Consider the following 19,754-nt stretch of genomic DNA (forward strand, 5'->3'; position numbering starts at 1 on the left):
TCGCAGCAATTTACAACTACGAGTTAAGTTTAGCTGTCTCAAAATTCCAAACCCCCACCATAACATAAAACTTATTTTGCAAGAGGTCTAATGCATCCTTGAGCCAATTATGTTTAAAAAGCCAGCTAGCAACACAAGAATAAGGACTTAAGAATCTAAGGCTGATGTCGGCAGGTAAACCTCTAAATCACAAGCTTGAGCTAAGTTATTTAAACATTTATAACAACCTAACAGTATATATAACCTACAAAAGTGCTACAATCATTATCAGTACTCAACCATATATAAACTTTATACTTGCCACAGCACCAGAGCTACTAATACAACATAAAACAATGAAAAAGATACTTTGATTAATCAGATATACTGAGAAAACCTCAATGAGAGGATATTAGCTGAAGATGCTTTAAATAAATCATTTGCATTTAAAAATGGCTCAATTAGTTTCTAAGTAGTTCCAAAACTACATGTTGCAATAATGTCAAATTGAAGAATTCTTATTTGATGTATGTAACTTCTTATGGTAAAGCGATCGCTCCAGGGATCAGTAACTGGGATTCAAGAAGCCAAAAAAGCATTCGCTCATAAGGGGTGGACACAAGAAAATTTGGCTTTTGAAGTCAACTTAAAGACTCGCCAACCAATTTGGCGATTTTTTACTGGGCGTCCGGTTGAGCGTCATATCTTTATAGAAATTTGTTCGGTGTTGTCGTTGAACTGGCGGGAGATTGCGGCTAATCCTCCAGAAGAATTTCTGGAATCAAAAGAACTTGGTGCTGAATTATTAGATATTGATGCTCTAGTACAACAAGTGCGATCGCAACGCTTTGAGAAAATTGAAGACCAGTGCGGCACTTTGCAGTTATTAGATATTAGTCGCCCTGTTAGAATCGACGACATTTACATCGATGTTAACATTTTGGAGGAGATTGCAAACCTTCAGTGGTTAGAGTTTGCTGACTTGCAAAATTTTACGTCAAAAGAATTTGATCGCTTTGGCTTAGGTGAGGTATCCCAGACACAAATCGTGGGGATTAACGCAGTTGAAACTTATTCAAAGCTGCGGGTGTTGGGAAAACCAGGAGTAGGTAAAACTACCTTTTTGCAACATCTGGCGATTCAATGCAACCAAGGTAGATTTGTTGCAAATCGGGTTGCCATTTTTGTTACCTTAAGGGATTTTTCAGACGAATCTAGAGAAGCAGGGGAGTTCCATTTACTCAACTATATTTGCAAGGAATTCTTCACCTCTGGGATTTCAGATACATCTGTGGTCGAAACTTTGTTGTTGGAAGGCAGAGTGTTACTGTTGCTGGATGGATTAGATGAAATACTCGATCAAGACAGCCTTGCTGTCGTCAACGAGATTCGCAGACTCTCTGAAAAGTACCAAAAGAATATGTTTGTCGTGACTTGCCGCACGGGGGTTAAAGCTTCCAGCCTCAGACGCTTCACAGATGTCGAAATTGCCCCATTTACCTCTGAGCAAATTGTTGCCTTTGCTCATAAGTGGTTTACAAGACTCACAAAAACGAATGTCCACCAGAGGCAAGAACAGGCAGTTGAGTTTATTGAGAAACTAGATTTGCCCGAAAACTTCCAATTTCGGAGACTTGTCGTCAACCCTTTATTTTTGCACCTCGCTTGCTGGGTTTTTGATCAGCAGAACAAATTTCCAACCCAAAAAGCTGCGTTTTATAAGCAATGTTTAGACCTTTTGCTGATCAAATGGGACGAAACTAAAGCAATTGAGCGGGATAAAGTCTACCAAGGTTTTTTATTACCACAAAAGCTGAAGTTGCTAAGTCAAATTGCTAGCGCCACATTTGAGCAGGGTAATTACTTTTTTGAACAACGCATTATTGAGCAATACATTGGCGACTATATCCGTGATTTGCCGAATGCTTCGACAGAACCAGAGGAATTGCAATTAGATAGTGAAGGGGTACTTAAGGCAATAGAGTTGCAACATGGATTACTGACAGAACGAGTGCGGGGAATTTTTTCCTTCTCTTATTTGGCGTTTCAAGAATACTTGACTGCTCGACAAATCGTTGCCAGTCATAATTTAGAAGCATTAGAACAACCCTTAGAACTTCTGGTGAGTCATATTACTGAACCCCGATGGCGTGAAATTTTTTTGTTAACGGTTACCATGCTGCGGAGTGCAGATTTCCTGATACAGTTGATGAAGCAACAAGTAGATGCGTTAGTGGCTAAAGATTTATATTTGCAAAAATTCTTAACTTGGGCAAGCCAAAAGTCCCTTGTCGCTCCCCCGCAGCCTGCTGCAATTCGGGCGTTTTACCTTGCCCTAACTAGGACTCCTCACCTTACCCAGCCTTTTGTTCTTGCCTGCATCCTTGATAAAGGTCTTTTTTTGGATGCGGCATTTGACAAGCTAGTAATGGAATGCACTCTTGACAACGAATCTAATTTTGGCAATGCCCTAGTCTGCGACGATGCTTTGAGTAATGCTTTAGCGATTGTTCAAGATGCTGGCTTATATCAAGCTTTACAACAACTTAAAGACCTATTGCCTGATCGAAAACAAAGTGAAGAAAGGTTTCAGACATGGTGGCAAAAAAGTTTCCCTGCCTGGATAGAGCGGTTAGAGGCGACGATCGCCAAGCATCGAAACATTCAGCATCACTGGCACTTCAGCCCTAAGCAACAGCAAGTATTGCAACAATATTACTATGCCAATCAGTTGCTTATCGATTGCCTCAATAGCAACTGTCAGCTAACAGACGTTGTGCGGCAGGAGATTGAAGCTAGTTTGTTCTTGCCGCTAAAAGAACTCTCCCAGCGAGAATGGCAGGGATTGTGAGAATCAACTTAGGTTAAATCAGATTTTATGCCGCAAATCTGCCTCGTTGAGAAATATCATCGTTTCTGCACCAACTCTGCCAAAGTCAGGCTCTAGCCCTAATGCCATCTCAATAAGATACGTCCATGTGCCAGATTCAGGTGTGTAGCTGCGTACAATCCCTTCTCCACCAACAAAGCTCACCCATTGAGTATTACGAAACTTAGGTATCTTCATGAAGGTTGCAGTCATGCTTTTGATTCCTCAATTCACAGTTCATACTTTCTGTTTTAGAAGAAAAAGAAAATATGTTTTGTATCTTTTTAAATAAAGATGTCAAATATTATCTATAACTTTTGAATGTTTTAGGGCAAGAGGTCTATTCAACTGGCTTGGAGTCCACACAAGTTTGCAATCATCAATACCAATTGAGTTGGGTTAATCGGTTTAGCCAGATGCATTTGGAACCCAGCATCAATTGCCATTTGCTGCTCTTGGTTGCTGACATAGGCGCTGACTGCTATTGCTGGAATTTGTCCCACCGCAGAGGCGTCAAGCGATCTCACCTGACGAATCAGGGAGTAACCATCTTCCTCTGGCATCCCAATATCTGCTACAAGCAGATTATATCTATCAGGAGATTCAGTTAGAGCAGCGATCGCTTCCCTTGCTGATGTCACGACGACTACTTCAGCCCCGAAGTCTTCTAACGCCCACTTGATTAAGTCGCGGCTGTCTGCTTGATCATCTACAGCTAGGATGCACACCCCTTCAAGGGTAAGGGATGGATTTTTGCCATTTAATGTATCCATCTCCGACAAAATGCTCGGCTCTAAATAAGTTGGCGGTGTAATTGGCGGTGTAATCTCCTGTGCCATTGAGCGCAGAGGCAGCCTGACTGTGATCGTGGTTCCTTGTCCCTCGCCTGGACTTTGCGCTTGAACTGTTCCACCGTGAAGTTCTACAAGATGACGGGCGATTGACAAGCCCAATCCAAGTCCCTGAGTTGCTTTGCTGCTGCTAGAATTTCCTTGGCGAAAGCGCTCAAACACATAGGGCAGCAAGTCTGCCGAGATGCCAATTCCTGTGTCGCTGACTTGAATCTGGGCGTGAGTATCTACAGCTTTGAGCTGATTTCCACTCGCCCACCGATTGGAGTGAACTTAATCGCGTTAGAAAATAAATTCCACAGAACTTGCTGTAAGCGATCAAAATCCCCGACAACCGTCGCCGAGTTCAACTGTGAAACAATTTGAATGGTTTTCGCATCTGCGGACAATTTCACAGACTCAATGGCGACATCCACTACTGAAACTAGATCAATTAGACGAGTGTTTAAATGAAGCTTTCCACTCGTAATCCGTGAAACATCCAGTAGATCATTAATTAACTGAGCTTGCACCTTAGCACTGCGCTCCACCACTTCCCAAGCACGAGTGGCTGTTGAAGAATCGAAATCACGGGTGCGCGAGAGTTGCGCCCAGCCCAGTATAGCATTGAGCGGGTTACGAAGCTCATGGGAGAGGTTCGATAGGAATTCATCTTTGGCTCGGTTGGCGATTTGGGCCTGTTGACGGGCTGACTGCTCTTGTGCTAAAATAATCAACCGCTATAACTCAAGCTGCTTGCGCTCCGTGATATCTTCAATCGTCAGCAAAATCTTTTGAGGTTCTCCCTGTTGAATAATTTTCCAACCATTGAGCAGTATGGTTTTTTGCCCAATTTGCTCAAAACGATGCTCTATCTCCAAGTTCTCAATACTGATATCATCGGCGAGAATGCCTTCTAAGAGCGATCGCAATCCGGGCAGGTTCCACTGACCGTTGCCTAACTCAAAAACCAGAGATTGCGCTGTCTGTGATGGTAAAACCTGAAACGTTTCATAAAACGAGCGATTGGCTTTGTTCACCCGCAAATCAGAATCAAGCACGATTAACGGCACTTGAACTGTCTCCACAATTGCTTCAGCGTAATTCCGGGCTTGTTCTAAGGTTACTGCACTGCGTTTAAGACCATCAATATCTATTAACACTAACACTACACCGTCAATCTGGTTTTCTATAGTGCGATAAGGACGGATGCGGAGGTTGTACCAATGTCCCCCAAAGGTTTGGACTTCTAGTTCTTTGATACTGAATGTGTCAAGCACATCTAAAATTAGAGGTTCTAAGTCAGGAATATCGAGATTCGTTCTGATGTCGCTCAAGGGTCGTCCAGCATCGGCGGTAATTAAATTGAAAAGCCGTTGCCCCATTGGCGTAAAACGTCGAATGCGTAAGTCGGAAGTCAATATCAAAATTGGGATATTGATACTGGCAAGCAAATTCGTCAGATCGTTGTTAAGTTTGTGTAATTCCAGATTTCGAGAGCGAAGTTCTTCATTGGTTGTGTTGAGTTCTTCGTTGGTTGCCTGAATCTCTTCTTTGGCAGTTTCTAGTTCTTCATTGGTGCTTTGCAACTCTTCATTACTAGAGAGGATTTCTTCATTGGCAACTTTCAGGTCTTGATTGATCTGCTCCTGCTCTTGGATCACCGCTTGCAGATACTCTTGAGTCCCAGCCTGCTCTTGCTTGGCAGTTTCAAGTTCCTGCTTGAGCCGAACAACCTCACGCTCTAAGTCTGACTGCTCTTGGTTCTCAAAATTAAAAGAGCTAAGGTCGTTAACCGTGGGTAGAGTTTGTTCAAATAAAATCAGAAAGTAGACTTCTTCACTACTCGTAGGATTGAATGGAATCACCTCAAGATTGACGATTTTTAAAAGCTCATTCTCTTGAATCTGTAACCTTTCCTTTCTAACTGGAATTTTTTGCCGTTGTGCCTGATAAATTGTGGTGCGGATCCCGGCGAGCAAGCCGGAGCGCACCATTTGGAATAAGTTGATAGTGGGTTTCCCAGGTGCAAGTTTGAGGTAGAGATCGATTTCTCCTCGAAATTGCAGCACCTCCATCTTGTCGTTAATCACCACACCCACTGGGGCATAGCGATTCAAGATCAGTTGGTCAGTTTTTTTCTCTAAGTCAAACTCATCCGATGAATTTGAATTCCCAAGTTCAGGTTCGTCCAGTTTTGTTATCGGATAATTACTAGTAACGAACGAAAAAATTGGACGATTTGCGGTTACCTTCTTGGTATAGATTTTATATATTTTGTCAATGCAAGTAAACAACTCCGAATATTTACCTGTGCTTTCTGAAGTCCCTAGCAGCAGAAAGCCAGTCGGGTTGAGACTGTAATGAAAGATGGGCAGTATCCGTTTTTGCAACGTTTCGTCTAAATAAATCAGTACATTCCGACAGCTAATTAAATCTAAGTTGGAAAAAGGGGGGTCACTGCCCAAGTCTTGTCGAGCAAACACACACAGGCTGCGGACAGCTTTGTTAATTTGATATCTATTGCCCTCAATGGCATAAAAGAATCTGCGGCGGCGCTCTGATGAGACTTCCACCATTTGATTCTCTGCATAAATGCCGGATCTGGCTTTGTCAATTGCCATCTGGCTGATGTCTGTGGCAAAAATCTGGATCGGCGGCAAGGTTAATTTATGCGACAAAAACTCCAGCAAGCAGATGGCGATCGAATAGACTTCCTCGCCTGTCGAACACCCCGCCACCCAAATCCGAATCGGCAATGTCGACTTGGAGAGCATTATCGCGGGAAAGACTCGCTCTTTCAACAGTTCAAATACTTCGGTGTCGCGGAAAAAATAGGTGACGTGGATCAGAATTTCTTCATATAGCGCCTTGACTTCAGGCGGATTCTGTTGTAGATATTCAGCATAATCCTCTAATCGTTCTAGTTTGTACAACAGCATTCGCCGCTGGATTCGGCGATCAAGCGTATTGGGCTTGTAGTGGCTGAAGTCAACGCCAAGTGTTGATCGCAATAACCCAAAAATAATCGATAGGGCATCTTCCTGTTCGGGCAATTTCTCAACCGTGATCAGCGGCTGCGAGTCAGAAAGAAGAGAACTACGACTGAGGTTTGCCAGTTCCTCGGCAATTTTTGCAGGCGGTAGCACAAAATCGACATCCCCTGTGGCAACAGCGGTATTGGGCATACTATCGAATTTGGCCGTGTCTTCACATTGAGCAAAAGTCACACCTCCGGCTGCCTTGATTGCCTTTAGCCCTAGTGAACCGTCTCCATCCGTTCCAGATAAAACCACTGCGATCGCTTTGCGCCCTTGCTCTGCTGCCAATGAACTAAAGAACGCATCAGCAGGCATATATTTCCCCTGAACTTTCTCTCGCGGCGTCAGTTGCAACACCCCACCAGACAAGATCATCTTAGTGTTAGGCGGAATGATGTAGACTCGGTTTGGTTCTACACTCATTCCAGATTGCACTTCACCGACAGGCATTTGAGTTACTTTCGCCAGAATCTCGCTCAACAGACTCTTGTGGTTAGGGTCTAAGTGTTGAATCAGCACAAATGCCATTCCTGTATCGGTAAGCAGATGCTTGAGTAACTGCCTAAATGCGTCTAATCCACCCGCAGAGGCGGCAATGCCTACGATGGGAAATAAAGAATTTATATTCTCAGGCTGCTTTTCGTCCAACGGTTTATCAGAGGCAGATTCAGATGCAGGTTGCTCAGAGGGTTGATCGGATGTCATAGGCTCAAATTTAGTACTGCGATGGTTAGGCAGCTAAGGTTTATATTTTACGGAAAAATAATCAACTATTTAATGACTAAGACGACAAGGCAACAATTGCTCCCATCCCTAGAAAGAATGGGCTTCCTTATTGTCTTTCAGTGACTCACTAAATTATTTATACATAGCATAGAGGACAATTAACTAAATTTTAACTTGAAAATGAGGTTTTTAATATCTCCATTAGCTTTGGATAAATACTTTTGAAACTTTAATCTTTGGTAAAGATTGAAGTTTTCTATTTTATCTAATATTCCCAAAATATCACCTCTAAATAATTTAAATTTCCTCAATAAAAGTCACTGCCAACAAATAAGAAACTAGAATAAATCCAATACCAAGAATTCCACTACTCAGTAGCAAAACTAATTGAGTTGAAACATACATTTTATAAATCATGAGATTAATCCTATCTTTTATCAAGTTCATTAGTAGCGCTTCCATAATAATACCCACTAATAAATGACCCATATCATTACTTATCAAAACTTAGACTACTATATCTAAAACATTAATTATAGTTAATTAGTATGAGCGCCAATGAGGATTATTGGCAATTGCTAAAATGCCAGGTACAGCAACTAAATCACCAATAACTATTGATTTAGTCTATGTTTTGATAAACCCAGCTAATAGTTTACTATAACATTTTCTTGTTAAAACTCATGTTTCAATAAATGTTTTAATAATGTATAAATTGTATGAAATGTATAAGCTATATTTATAAATTTTAATATATAAAAACATTTCAATTATGACGATGATCAGTAACTACTGCTATCAACATCGAGTAGACCGAAAAGTTCTGTGAGTGCTAAAAAATAGTACTTTCTGATACCGTTTGTTGAGAAACGTACAAAAGCTGGTTGCTAAAGATGAATGATAAACTTAGTTTATAAAACTAGAGCCAAAGATAAAATAAAATTAGTCAGATGGAGATGGCAGGAAACTACAAGCTGGTGCGAGATTACTACTAATCCCCCGGCAGAATTTATTCACCAAGAAGAATTCATCCAGCCTTCTGTGGTGGATATTGATAGATAGTGCAACAAGTGCGATCCATTTTAATTCTCTAGGGATTACGGGTCAAGAAAAATAGGTTTGCCGTCTTGCTGAAGAGATACTGTTAGAGCAGCAAGAATTTCTACTAACTCAGTGCCTACCCAGCCAGATGAAACCTCTGAGGGAGTATTGTTGAGAATAGAGATAACAAAGCCGGAGCAAACCCGCTGCAATGGTTCGCCTGTTTCTAATTCCAGCACTATCTGCCTTTGATTCACAGGAATAAATTGATTGCCCTGCTGTTCAAACTCGCCATTAAGAAGGGTTAGAGGTGATGATAGTGACATTTCATCAAAAATTAAGCTGCCAAGGCTGCCCACAATCCCCAGGCGTCGCTGTTTATCAGGATTCAGCCAGCACAAGTGAATATAAGCTTGAAAGCCATCTGGGTATGTCAGTGTCAGCCATACTAGATCGGCTAATCCTTGAGGCAGAGGAAAATTTGTATTTTCCTTCCCCTCTGCTCCCCTGCTCCCCTGCTCCCCTGCTCCCTGTAGCCACACTGTACCCGTTGCTTGTACTTTCACAGGAATCTGACCCAGCCAAGCGTTAAAGATAGCAATATCGTGAATCGCTAAGTCCCACAGTGCATCAACATCTTGCCGGACAGGCCCCAAATGGGTGCGCGTCGCGTAGCCGTAGCGTAAATTACCTAATTTACCCGCTTGTACTACAGTTTTTCCTCGCTCAACTGCTGGGTGAAATAAATAGGTATGGTCAACCATGAGTATTAAATGATGCTGTTTTGCCAACTGGCAAAGTTCCCGACATTCTGCTGGGTCGAGAGTTAGGGGTTTTTCTGCCAAAACATGGTATCCCTGTTGGAGAGCGTCTTTAATTAAAGCATAGTGAGTGGTAGCTGGAGTTGCGATCGCCACCCCTGTCAACCCTGGCACTTTCTTTAAATCTTGCCACTCGGTTGTTAATACTACATTTTCATCTAACTTAAACTGCTGCTTTACCGCCGCTAATCGTTCTGGATGTGGGTCTACTACAGCAACTACATTTACTTGGGAATCTGATAAGAAATTCCGCAGCAAATGCACTCCCCAACGCCCAACTCCGATAACAGCAATTTTAATTTGGTTTGTCATTAGTTATTTGTCATTTGTATTGAAAGGATGAAGGACAAATGACAATCAACTGATTATCGGCTAATCAATCGGTTTTTAAACTCAGAGTTTTTCCGGATTAGGAATTGCTAAAAAAGCTACCTTAGCTGCGGCTTGTTCAGCAGTTTTGATCGAGCGCCCCTTACCAACTCCTAGTTTATTTCCGTGCAGCCACACTTCAGCCATGAAACGTTCTTGATTGCGGTACGGTTGACTGACTTCCACAACTCGATACTCTGGTAAAACTTTAAATTGTGCCTGAGTCCATTCTTGAAGAGCAGCTTTATAATTAAGTCTGGCTGGATCAAGGCGAATTTCTGTCGTTAGTTGTTGGAAGTGAGGATCTAGCCAAGAGCGAATCAGTTCCAGATTTTGAGTGCTTAAGTAAAGCGCACCCAGAACTGCTTCAAAAGCATCTGCCAGTCGTGACTCTAGACCAACTTTATCAGCAGTAGCACTACCAGCAACTAGTAAGTATAACTCCAAACCATAAACTCTTGCCAATTGGGCGAGGATGCGATCGCTCACCAACACCGAACGAATTGCCGCAAAATCCCCTACTGGACAATCGGGATAATTTTCCCATAACACAACAGCCGACACCAGCCGCACCACTGCATCCCCAACAAACTCTAGCTGTTCATAATTTGCCGACTCAGAGACAGTGGGGTGAGTTAGCGCTAAATCCAGTAGTTCCCACTTTATAGGTGCTTCTAGCGACAAACCTAATTTTTGGACTAAACTTTCGAGTTGCCGTTGACGGCGTGGATAAGCAAGGGGCATTACATGACAAAGGGAAGGGGGCAAGGCGAAAGTCAAAAGTCAAAGGTCAAAAGTCAAAAGTATTATAGAATGGGCTTTTTAGGGATTTTAAACGGTTGCTCTATTTACGCCGTGGCGTACTAGCTATCTATTTTATATCCCTAAAGTACTTGGACTATTACTTTAGCAACTTTTCGCTACTTCTCTCTATCTAGCTTCTCTTGGATAGCTTGACGGCAAAACTCAGGAGGATCGTCTTTAGCTTTTACCTCTTCCTTCATTTCCTTAGTGACACGCAAATGTAGATATTCAGTTAATGGTCTTTCTCTGTCCGTGGTAAATGGCTTTAAGTTATCTGGATTACCTTTATTTTTAGACATTATGTAGAAATATAAATAAAGACATCTTCCACATGTATATCAGTGGAAAATGTTAAATCAGTGGGCATCTTAGCCTGATGAACTTGTTGCCCACCGATTCCCACTTTTACAAGAGGTAACTCTATTTTATGTTTACACGCACAGAATTAGAACTTAAAAGCTTGAGAGCATTACGCGATTTATGTCTGATACAGTACGGCATCCAAGCAATAGGGAATCCTGCTGATAAGGCATCCTACATTAACGCACTCCTGACCTTCTGTGTTGTAGCCTGCAAGCAAGTGTCAGAGAATAAAGGATTGAAGTCTCCTATATTCTCTCAAGTACAAGCGCTAGAAGCAACGCTAGAGGCTATGGGAACACCTACACCGGAGCAGTCAGCATTGCTCAAGGTGACGATGGAGGGAAGGAAGCTAGAGTACCCAGCACGGTACAGTCAAGAGAAGCTGTTTGGACTATATCGGGTTAAATGGCATCTGGATACAGCATTGGAGATACTGGGAATGCTCTAAATGATCAATTAGCGATCGCACAAAATCCGTACAAAAAATAATGGAGTACAAACCGTGAAAGGTTCATACTCCATTGCAGAGGAGAGAGCAGGACATAAGCCGGGTTCTGTTCTCTTGCGAGGGCAGTTATCTATCTGGGACGCTTGTTACCAAACGCCTCTAGCGGCTCTCATTGAGCGGAACTGGTAAAAGACCAACCGTAGTTCCTATCGCCTTGCTCCCAACCGGGGTTTACCGAGCCAGCACCTCTCGATACTGCTGGTGCGCTCTTACCGCACCTTTGCACCCTTACCAAACTAATTTTGGATTTTGGATTTTGGATTTTAGATTCAATCCAAAATTTAAAATCTAAAATCTAAAATTGTTTTGGCGGTATCTTTCTGTGGCACTATCCTCACGATCGCTCGCACTGGACGTTATCCAGCAAGTTTGGTCTTTCGGGAGTCCGGACTTTCCTCAAACCAGTGACTATGACTGATCTGCAACCGCCTGCGCCTACTCTCTCCCTAGATCCAGTGTAATCGTGGATGGCATAGTCTGTCTGGTTAGTATTACTTCTTTTTATTCCAAGGTAGAGCGTAAGTCCAAGGTAGTTTTCTGACTGTGAAAGGACAATTGATAATACTAATGGCAGGAAAATCACGACCTGGAGCTAGACCTAAACGCACTTCAGATATCCGTAGCACCAGTTGCAGGGAAAAGTCCAACTCCTTCCTTCCGTTAATAAAGTCGTTGTACAATTTTTTTTGCCCTTTTTGCAGCCCGTTAATATCAATTAGTGGTTTTTTTGCTGAATAGGTTCCAGCTACTTGGTCGCGCTCAAAAACATCTTCTGCTGTAACCGTTTCAGAAAGTGTTTTTTTGGGGGCAATCAGGCTAGGACTTTGAGGCACAGCTAAGTCGCGGGTTAAGTCTGGTGATTTCCGAATCACGCGGCGCGATTGCTTGCTATGTTCAACTACCAAAGAACTATTGTCCCAGTCAACGTATACGGCAACATTATCAGATTTATTTTCAATGCTAATTCCTAAATCTTTCAGTTCATCAATTGGGTATGAGGATTTGAGTTTAAAGGAAATCCCAATTTTATCATCGAGATTGTGTTCTTTCAGTTGCTCCTCAACGGTTCCTTTCTTAAACTCATATTTAACTTGGTCATCAATGGATTCAACCATGCGGTTAAAAACATAGGAAACACCAATAATATAAATTGTCAAAACTACTAAATTTTGGTCGTTACTCCTCATAACTTAAAAATCTCAACTCTCGGTGCTAATAAATGTATATTTGACTCATCGTCCATCTGCAATTATTAATTACGCTTCATTGTTACAGAATTTTGCAGCCAGCCTCGTTGCCAAAAAAAGAATAGCAAACCAAATGCGATCGCAGCCATTACTGCCAAGCAAATTGGGTAGCCCCAATACCAATTCAATTCAGGCATATTATATGGCGATTTTTCCGTACTGAAATTCATCCCATATACTCCGGCAATAAAAGTCAGTGGAATAAAAATTGTTGAAACTATCGTTAGTACCTTCATGATTTCATTCATTTTATTACTCACTGCTGAAAGGTACACATCCATTAATCCAGATGCTAGTTCTCGGTAAGTTTCCACCATATCCATCACTTGTACTGTATGGTCATAACAGTCTCGCAAGTAGATTCGCACTTCCTCACCAATCAAATCACTGCCATCTCGAATCAAAGAATTAATTGCATCTCGCTGGGGCCAGATAGCACGACGCAGTTGCAATAATTCTCGCCTAATTTGATAAATATGTTGTAGTGTTTGTGGGGTAGGTCTGAGTATCACCTCCTCTTCTAACTCTTCGATTCGCTCACCATAAAGCTCTAACACTGGAAAAAAACCATCAATAATCGCATCTAAGACGGCGTAAGCTAAATAATCCGCTCCCTGTTTGCGAATAGTACCTTTGTTTTTTTCAATTCGCGACCGCACTCCTTCAAAGCAATCATGTTCTGGTTCTTCTTGTACTGTCAGCAAATAATTTTTTCCTAATATCAAACTCACTTGCTCGCTGTAAAAACCACATGTTTTTTCCTTTGCTACTACCATCCGGGAAATAAATAGCAATTGGTCTTCATAATCCTCTATTTTGGGACGCTCTGGTACATTAACTATATCTTCTAAAACTAAAGGAGGTAACTTAAAAACCTTACCCAATCGTTGTAATATATCTTGACTCCCTAAACCTTGTACGTCTACCCAAGAAATAGATTCCATTTCTAGATATGGGACACACTCCTCTGGGGTTGCTATTTGCTCACGGATGAAATTGGTTTGGTTATAGTCAATCAAGAAAATTATTGGTGGCGGAGCATCTGCATCGATAAAAATGGTTCCAGGTAGAGTCCCTGGTTGATGATAGAACTCTTCTTCATATGGCCTATTTACTATTTTGGAAGGGCGGCGCAGTTTTCGTGCCATTAGATATTACCTAATAGTTATTAATTATTTGTCAATCATAAAAATAACTGACCAGTTATAGAAGAAGCGTTGTGATTTATTTCAGCTTTTGCTAGGAATTTTACAAAAATTAATCCAAAGACAGTTATTTTGAGATTAAGCAACCCTGATGATTATATTTATTTATGCCCAATTTATCCCCAGCGACTTCCCAGCAATACAGATAACATATCGCCTCTAAATCAGCAATGCTATAAAAAACAGTTTGCCTTAATTAAGACAAACTGCTTAAAAAATATTTATCTGGGTGAGCAGAAGTTAGAACATGCCGCCCATACCGCCCATGCCGCCCATGCCACCCATACCGCCCATGCCACCCATGCCACCCATGCCACCCATATCAGGGGCAGGAGCAGCGGATTTCTTCTCGGGCTTTTCAACAACGATCGCTTCGGTGGTTAAGACCAAACCAGCAATGGAACCAGCGTTTTGCAAAGCTGAACGCACGACTTTGGCAGGGTCGATAATGCCAGCAGCGATCAAGTCTTCAAATTCGCCGGTAGCAGCGTTGTAGCCAATGTTCAAGTCGCCATCGCGGACTCTAGAGACAATCACAGAACCTTCAGCACCAGCGTTCTCTGCTATTTGGCGCAAAGGAGCTTCTAGCGCCCGTCCAACAATATCAGCCCCAATTTTTTCTTCTTCGTCTTCTAAGCTATTTTTAATCGTTTCTACCGTCTTGGCTAAGTGAATTAGGGTCGTTCCACCACCAGGAACAATACCTTCTTCCACAGCGGCTTTAGTAGCGTTCAGCGCGTCTTCAATCCGCAGTTTACGGTCTTTGAGTTCGGTTTCGGTTGCCGCACCTACTTTAATCACTGCCACACCGCCAGCGAGTTTAGCGATCCGTTCTTGCAGTTTTTCTTGATCGTAGTCAGAATCGGTTTCTTCTAACTGCCTGCGAATTTGACCAATCCGCTTTTGCACCTCTGGCTTGGTAACACTACCAGCTACAATGGTGGTGCTTTCTTTGTCAATGGTGATTTTGCGAGCAGTTCCCAGCGCTTCTAAAGAAGCGGTATCCAAACTTAAGCCAATTTCTTCGGAAATCAACTGTCCATCGGTGAGAATAGCAATATCTTCTAACAAAGCTTTGCGGCGATCGCCGAACCCAGGTGCTTTGATCGCAGCTACGGTAAGTACACCCCGCGCTTTGTTCACCACTAAAGTTGCCAAAGCGTCCCCTTCCACATCTTCAGCGATGATCAGCAAGGGCTGACCAGAACGGGCGACTTTTTCCAACACCGGTACTAAATCCTGGATGCTGCTGATTTTTTTGTCAGTAACCAAGATCCGGGCGTTTTCAAATTCTACGATTTGCCGCTCATTGTTGGTGACGAAGTAGGGAGAAATATAGCCTCTGTCAATCTGCATCCCCTCAACTACTTCTAGTTCAGTTGTGAGGGATTTAGATTCTTCAACGGTAATTACACCATCTTTGGTGACTTTTTCCATTGCTTCGGCTAGCATTTGGCCAACTTCTTCATCATTACCAGCTGAGACAGTGGCAACTTGAGCGATCGCACTTCCTTCTACTGGCTTGGCTACCTTGGCAATTTCTTTTACCAGTGCTTCAATAGTTTTGTCGATCCCGCGCTTCAAGCTAACTGGGTTACTACCCGCCGCGACGTTCTTCAAACCTTCCCGAATCAAGGCTTGGGCCAAAACTGTGGCAGTAGTGGTGCCATCCCCAGCCACATCTTTAGTTTTTGAGGCTACTTCCTGGATGAGTCTTGCACCAGTATTTTCCAAAGGATCTTCTAATTCAATTTCCTTCGCAACAGTGATACCATCGTTGACAATTTGGGGTGCGCCAAATTTTTTCTCTAAAAGGACATTGCGACCTTTGGGCCCCAAGGTGATTTTTACGGCATCCGCAAGGGCGTTAACACCCCTTTCTAGAGATCGCCGCGATTCCTCGTCAAATGCAATAATTTTCGCCATGTTTTATTTCTCTAGCGCTTCCATTAGACAATTTAGCACTCACAGAGCAAGAGTGCTAATCTCCCAACTGGCTCAAGTTACAAATGGAAATAAAAAAAATTGATTAATATACAGGTGATGCTCATATTAGATACTGGCAGTAATGCTTGAATTGGGAGATGAATCTAGACAACTCCCTTAAGTCCCTTGGTATTGCCGACCCTAGCGGCACCGGCTGGTTGGCGGTAGTATTTACGTTCCTCTTGGCTTGTCTTGTAACTTGGCGTTTAATTCCGACAATCCGCAAATTCGCCTTGCGCGTAGGTTGGGCTGACCAACCCAACGCACGGCGACTCAACCGAGAACCTTTACCCAATGCAGGGGGGCTGGCTATCTACGCGGGTGTGATTGCCGCGCTAGTATTAGCTAGCCTTTTACGACCGATCGAACTCCAAAACGTATTGGCTCAGGTGCTGACTATTCTTTTGGGGGGTTCGATATTAGTCCTTGTAGGCTTTATCGATGATCAGTTCGGCTTACCGCCCTCTGTTCGATTGTGGGCGCAAATTGTCACGGCCCTATTGCTAGTCGCTAATGGTATCAGTGTCAAAGTTCTATTTGGCACACCCATCGACTCGCTCCTGTCCATGTCGCTAACAGTACTATGGGTAGTAGGAATTACTAACGCCATCAACTTGATGGATGGTATGGATGGTTTGGCAGGAGGAATCAGCTTTATTACCGCCATGAGTTTGTTGGGGGTTGCAGCCCAATTTAACAATCGGGCGGCGGCAATCCTGGTACTCGCAGCCTTGGGGGGTGCAGCACTAGGCTTTTTGCGCCATAACTTCCATCCATCACGAATTATTATGGGTGATGCTGGAGCATACTTTTTTGGCTATGTGCTGGCAGCAACTAGTATTTTAGGCAAACTGCAACAAAACACAGTTTATGCGCTGATTCCTACAGTTTTATTTTTGTTGTTACCAGTGGTAGATACCACTCAAGTATTTGTGCGGCGGCTACTAGCAGGAAATAACCCTCTGAGTACTCCTGGCAAAGACCACCTGCACCACAGCTTACTTGCTTGGGGACTCTCCCAGCGTCATGCTGCGTTCACGCTTTGGTCAATTACCTTAGTTTTCAACTTGCTGGCGATGAGAATACAAGGTATGAGTTTGGCTGTGATGCTGACTACCGCCAGTAGCATTATCATTCTTTTGGGCTTTACTGTCTGGCAAAGGATACGCCAACAGCCTTAGTTACTTGTAGGGTGGGCATTCCAATGCTAGCCCTACTCTGGTTTATTCTCAGCATGGTCTAGATATTTTACCAATGGAAAGCTTTCAGTGTTTGGTCAGGATGATAGTAAAACTGAAAGTTGACTCGAATCATTGATAGCGATTAAATCAGTCTAAATCAGCGATCGCTATCTAAAATTGATGCCTTATACGATTTTAGATTTTAGATTTTGGATTGGGAATCTTCCTCTGTAACCAGGTTTTCAGAATCTATCTGTCAGATTCTTTTTTAAAATTGGTATTAGTCTTCGGCGTCAGACATCCTACGAAAATTACTTCGTTGCTATCCCACTTCTAGATAATCAGCAGATGCACGAGTTAGACGAAAGCTACACAAGCTTTAGAGTATTAGGATTAGCCTAGAGGATAAATACGGGTATATTTGCTAAAATTCGTTGATAATAACAGCTTTATTAGCCGTAAAGTTAATTTAGAAGTTGAAAACTCGATTTAGAAGTTGAAAACTCGATTTAGAAGTTGAAAACTCGATTTAGAAGTTGAAAACTCGATTTAGAAGTTGAAAACTCGATTTAGAAGTTCAAAACTTGATTTACGAGAGTGAACTACCTGAAATCAAATCGGTGCGTTACGCCGAAAGCGTAACACACCCTACGAAAATTGCTGTAGACGCGATTCATCGCGTTTCTACTTAGGCCATGACCATGCCGCCATCGACGTTAAAGACTTGCCCGGTGATGTAGGCGGCGGCGGGATCGGCAGCGAGGAAGCGCACCATCCCAGCGACTTCTTCGGGCTGACCAAAGCGACCGAGTGGAATGTATTTCAGAATATCTTCGGAGTTGTTGAGATTACTGGTCATGTCGGTGGTGATGAATCCAGGGGCGACAGCGTTGACAGTGATGCCACGAGTAGCAAGTTCTTTGGCAACGCTTTTGGTGAAGCCGATTACACCTGCTTTGGCGGCACTATAGTTTGACTGACCTGGGTTGCCAATTTGCCCAGCAACGGAGGTAATGTTGATAATTCGCCCCGATCGCTGCTTGAGCATGATTTTACTGACGGTGCGTGTACACAAGAAAACACCAGTTAGGTTAAGGTCTATCACAGCTTGCCAATCTTCTGGCTTCAAACGCAACAAAAGTGTGTCGCGCGTAATACCTGCGTTGTTGACTAAGATATCCACACGGCTGAACTTTTCGATGACGGTGTTAATTAGTGCGTCTACTTGCTCGATTTTAGAAACGTCAGCTTGGATAGCGATCGCTTGACCTCCCGCATCTGTAATTTCTGTAACAACTGCCTCGGCAGCTGCACTCGAACTGGTATAGTTGATAATTGCGATCGCTCCCTGTGTGGCTAATTCAATTGCGATCGCTCGGCCAATTCCTCGTGAAGCACCTGTGACAATTGCCACTTTATCTTGTAATAGTGTCATTTAATGTTCCTCAATCTTAGAAATACCGCGCTAATTATCTTATGGTGATTTGGGGAACATCTGAATATTGTCTGGATAAAATCTAACTCTTACGGGGTGACAATCTTGCTAGCATGATGTAATTGAGATAGTTAATAGATAATAAATAGATAAAGTTCTATGTCGTTTTTAGCTAGATATAACTCGATTAATACGAATTAACGTTTTACTATAATTAAATATCTATAGCTATTTGTTTGTTAATGGATGAATAACTTAAAGCTATATATTATTGATTTAATTGTAGCTGCGACACCGAATAGCCAGTCGGAAACATCGTCTAATCGGATAAACTAGTAAGTGTTGCAGCTACACCCGTCGTTAACATGACTCTAGTGAACGTCTGTATAATTATTTGGTTGGTCAGGATAAGTTTCAATACATATTTAATGCATATTCACAAACGCAAACAATATGTGAATTTTATTATAATTATTTAAGATTTTTGGCTAGCAAATCAGTCTATATTGATTAATCTAATCCTTTGCTAACAAAAACCCATGAATCTATACCGATTTTATTTTATAAGAATTACCATTGAAACAAACAATTGAAAATCGGTGTGTGTCATATGGCAACTAAAAAGCAATTTAACAGTTTTGAAGAGATGCTGTCTGCTTCTGATGTACCTGTATTAGTAGATTTTTACGCTGACTGGTGTGGCCCATGTCAAATGATGGTGCCAATTTTAGAGCAAGTCAATGCTCAACTCAAGGATCGCTTGCAAATTGTCAAAATAGATACAGAAAAATACACAGATTTAGCTAGTAAGTATGAAATTTCAGCTCTACCAACTCTAGTACTATTTAAGCAGGGTCAGCCTGTGGAGCGGATAGAAGGAGTGATGCAAGCACCGCAATTGGTGCAATATCTACAAACAAAGATTTAAGCTAAGACCTAGAATTTGGATTTTGGTTGTTAGAGGCGCGAAATGTTGCGTCTCTTTCAGTAGATAGGAATCTGGTGTCGGGGCGCATAGCTAGCTGTGCGCCCCTACACTGTTTGATTGAATTGCTAACTGATAAAACTTTAAGGAAACATTAAGCATATTTACTTGTACGTCTAGAGAAAGTGGTTTAAAAATTGAGACGGCTATATTGTATAGATATAAAAAATATCTTGACAATAAAAGCAATCTATGAGTGATAAGCAAGAAAGACTTGACAAAGCCTATATCTGGGCGAATATTGATTTTGATAAAGTTAAACACAGAATAAATGTAACTGCCTAGCTAGTAGTAATAGAGGAAAGGAAAACAGAGACATTACCTTCTAAAGCATCAGTAATAACTTCGAGGAGATTAAGACCAT

Annotated in this window: 16 protein-coding genes and 1 other RNA gene; 5 read left to right on the plus strand and 12 right to left on the minus strand. The window is 42.2% G+C overall.

Annotation, left to right across the window (positions count from 1 at the left end; translation table 11 throughout):
• The first annotated feature begins 520 nt into the window (after positions 1–520).
• Complete coding sequence (locus tag V7K21_RS20540; RefSeq protein ID WP_335177093.1) at positions 521–2,830, plus strand: NACHT domain-containing protein; 2,310 nt, start codon at positions 521–523, stop codon at positions 2,828–2,830.
• An 18-nt stretch (positions 2,831–2,848) separates the two neighbouring features.
• On the opposite strand, the gene V7K21_RS20545 is transcribed toward V7K21_RS20540, so the two are convergent.
• From V7K21_RS20545 to V7K21_RS20560, 4 genes are all read right to left on the minus strand, one after another.
• A complete protein-coding gene (locus tag V7K21_RS20545) occupies positions 2,849–3,061 on the minus strand; it encodes a hypothetical protein (protein ID WP_335177094.1) in 213 nt (70 codons plus the stop codon).
• A gap of 131 nt (positions 3,062–3,192) precedes the next feature.
• Positions 3,193–3,873, minus strand: a complete 681-nt coding sequence (locus V7K21_RS20550) for a response regulator (protein ID WP_335177095.1) — start codon at positions 3,871–3,873, stop codon at positions 3,193–3,195.
• A 53-nt stretch (positions 3,874–3,926) separates the two neighbouring features.
• Positions 3,927–4,415: a sensor histidine kinase gene (locus V7K21_RS20555; protein ID WP_335177096.1), complete on the minus strand. Its 489-nt coding sequence runs from the start codon at positions 4,413–4,415 to the stop codon at positions 3,927–3,929.
• A gap of 3 nt (positions 4,416–4,418) precedes the next feature.
• Positions 4,419–7,424 (minus strand): chemotaxis protein CheB, encoded by a 3,006-nt coding sequence (locus V7K21_RS20560; protein ID WP_335177097.1) that lies wholly within the window; start codon positions 7,422–7,424, stop codon positions 4,419–4,421.
• Positions 7,425–8,342: 918 nt separating this feature from the next.
• Here V7K21_RS20560 and V7K21_RS20565 point away from each other — a divergent pair.
• Positions 8,343–8,507: a hypothetical protein gene (locus V7K21_RS20565; RefSeq protein WP_335177099.1), complete on the plus strand. Its 165-nt coding sequence runs from the start codon at positions 8,343–8,345 to the stop codon at positions 8,505–8,507.
• 35 nt (positions 8,508–8,542) lie between these two features.
• Here V7K21_RS20565 and V7K21_RS20570 read toward each other — a convergent pair whose 3' ends face one another.
• From V7K21_RS20570 to V7K21_RS20580, 3 genes are all read right to left on the minus strand, one after another.
• The gene (locus tag V7K21_RS20570) at positions 8,543–9,619 is read right to left on the minus strand and encodes a Gfo/Idh/MocA family protein (RefSeq protein ID WP_335177100.1); all 1,077 of its coding nucleotides are present in this window, start codon (positions 9,617–9,619) and stop codon (positions 8,543–8,545) included.
• Between the two features lie 81 nt (positions 9,620–9,700).
• Entirely contained in the window at positions 9,701–10,420 is a 720-nt protein-coding gene (gene rnc, locus V7K21_RS20575) for a ribonuclease III (RefSeq protein WP_335177107.1), read from the minus strand.
• A 176-nt stretch (positions 10,421–10,596) separates the two neighbouring features.
• Complete coding sequence (locus tag V7K21_RS20580; protein ID WP_099104126.1) at positions 10,597–10,779, minus strand: hypothetical protein; 183 nt, start codon at positions 10,777–10,779, stop codon at positions 10,597–10,599.
• 128 nt (positions 10,780–10,907) lie between these two features.
• Here V7K21_RS20580 and V7K21_RS20585 point away from each other — a divergent pair, with 128 nt between their 5' ends.
• Complete coding sequence (locus tag V7K21_RS20585) at positions 10,908–11,291, plus strand: hypothetical protein (protein WP_335177101.1); 384 nt, start codon at positions 10,908–10,910, stop codon at positions 11,289–11,291.
• Positions 11,292–11,371: 80 nt separating this feature from the next.
• Here the strand turns inward: V7K21_RS20585 and rnpB are convergent.
• From rnpB to groL, 4 genes are all read right to left on the minus strand, one after another.
• Positions 11,372–11,793: RNase P RNA component class A (gene rnpB, locus V7K21_RS20590), an RNA gene on the minus strand.
• Between the two features lie 49 nt (positions 11,794–11,842).
• Positions 11,843–12,538, minus strand: a complete 696-nt coding sequence (locus V7K21_RS20595) for a hypothetical protein (protein ID WP_298912189.1) — start codon at positions 12,536–12,538, stop codon at positions 11,843–11,845.
• Positions 12,539–12,603: 65 nt separating this feature from the next.
• Positions 12,604–13,746 carry a magnesium/cobalt transporter CorA gene (gene corA / locus V7K21_RS20600; RefSeq protein ID WP_335177103.1) on the minus strand — a complete coding sequence of 381 codons (1,143 nt, stop codon included), beginning with the start codon at positions 13,744–13,746 and terminating at the stop codon, positions 12,604–12,606.
• Between the two features lie 297 nt (positions 13,747–14,043).
• Positions 14,044–15,729: a chaperonin GroEL gene (groL, locus tag V7K21_RS20605; protein ID WP_335177104.1), complete on the minus strand. Its 1,686-nt coding sequence runs from the start codon at positions 15,727–15,729 to the stop codon at positions 14,044–14,046.
• Positions 15,730–15,887: 158 nt separating this feature from the next.
• Between groL and V7K21_RS20610 the strand changes: the two genes are divergently transcribed.
• Positions 15,888–16,970, plus strand: a complete 1,083-nt coding sequence (locus V7K21_RS20610) for an MraY family glycosyltransferase (protein WP_335177105.1) — start codon at positions 15,888–15,890, stop codon at positions 16,968–16,970.
• 688 nt (positions 16,971–17,658) lie between these two features.
• On the opposite strand, the gene fabG is transcribed toward V7K21_RS20610, so the two are convergent.
• Positions 17,659–18,405 (minus strand): 3-oxoacyl-[acyl-carrier-protein] reductase, encoded by a 747-nt coding sequence (fabG, locus tag V7K21_RS20615; protein ID WP_335177106.1) that lies wholly within the window; start codon positions 18,403–18,405, stop codon positions 17,659–17,661.
• A 610-nt stretch (positions 18,406–19,015) separates the two neighbouring features.
• Here fabG and trxA point away from each other — a divergent pair.
• A complete protein-coding gene (gene trxA / locus V7K21_RS20620; RefSeq protein WP_273765569.1) occupies positions 19,016–19,333 on the plus strand; it encodes a thioredoxin in 318 nt (105 codons plus the stop codon).
• Positions 19,334–19,754 lie beyond the last annotated feature (421 nt).

The sequence above is a fragment of the Nostoc sp. genome (genome assembly GCF_036919595.1).
In the GTDB taxonomy this organism is placed as follows: Bacteria; Cyanobacteriota; Cyanobacteriia; order Cyanobacteriales; family Nostocaceae; genus Nostoc.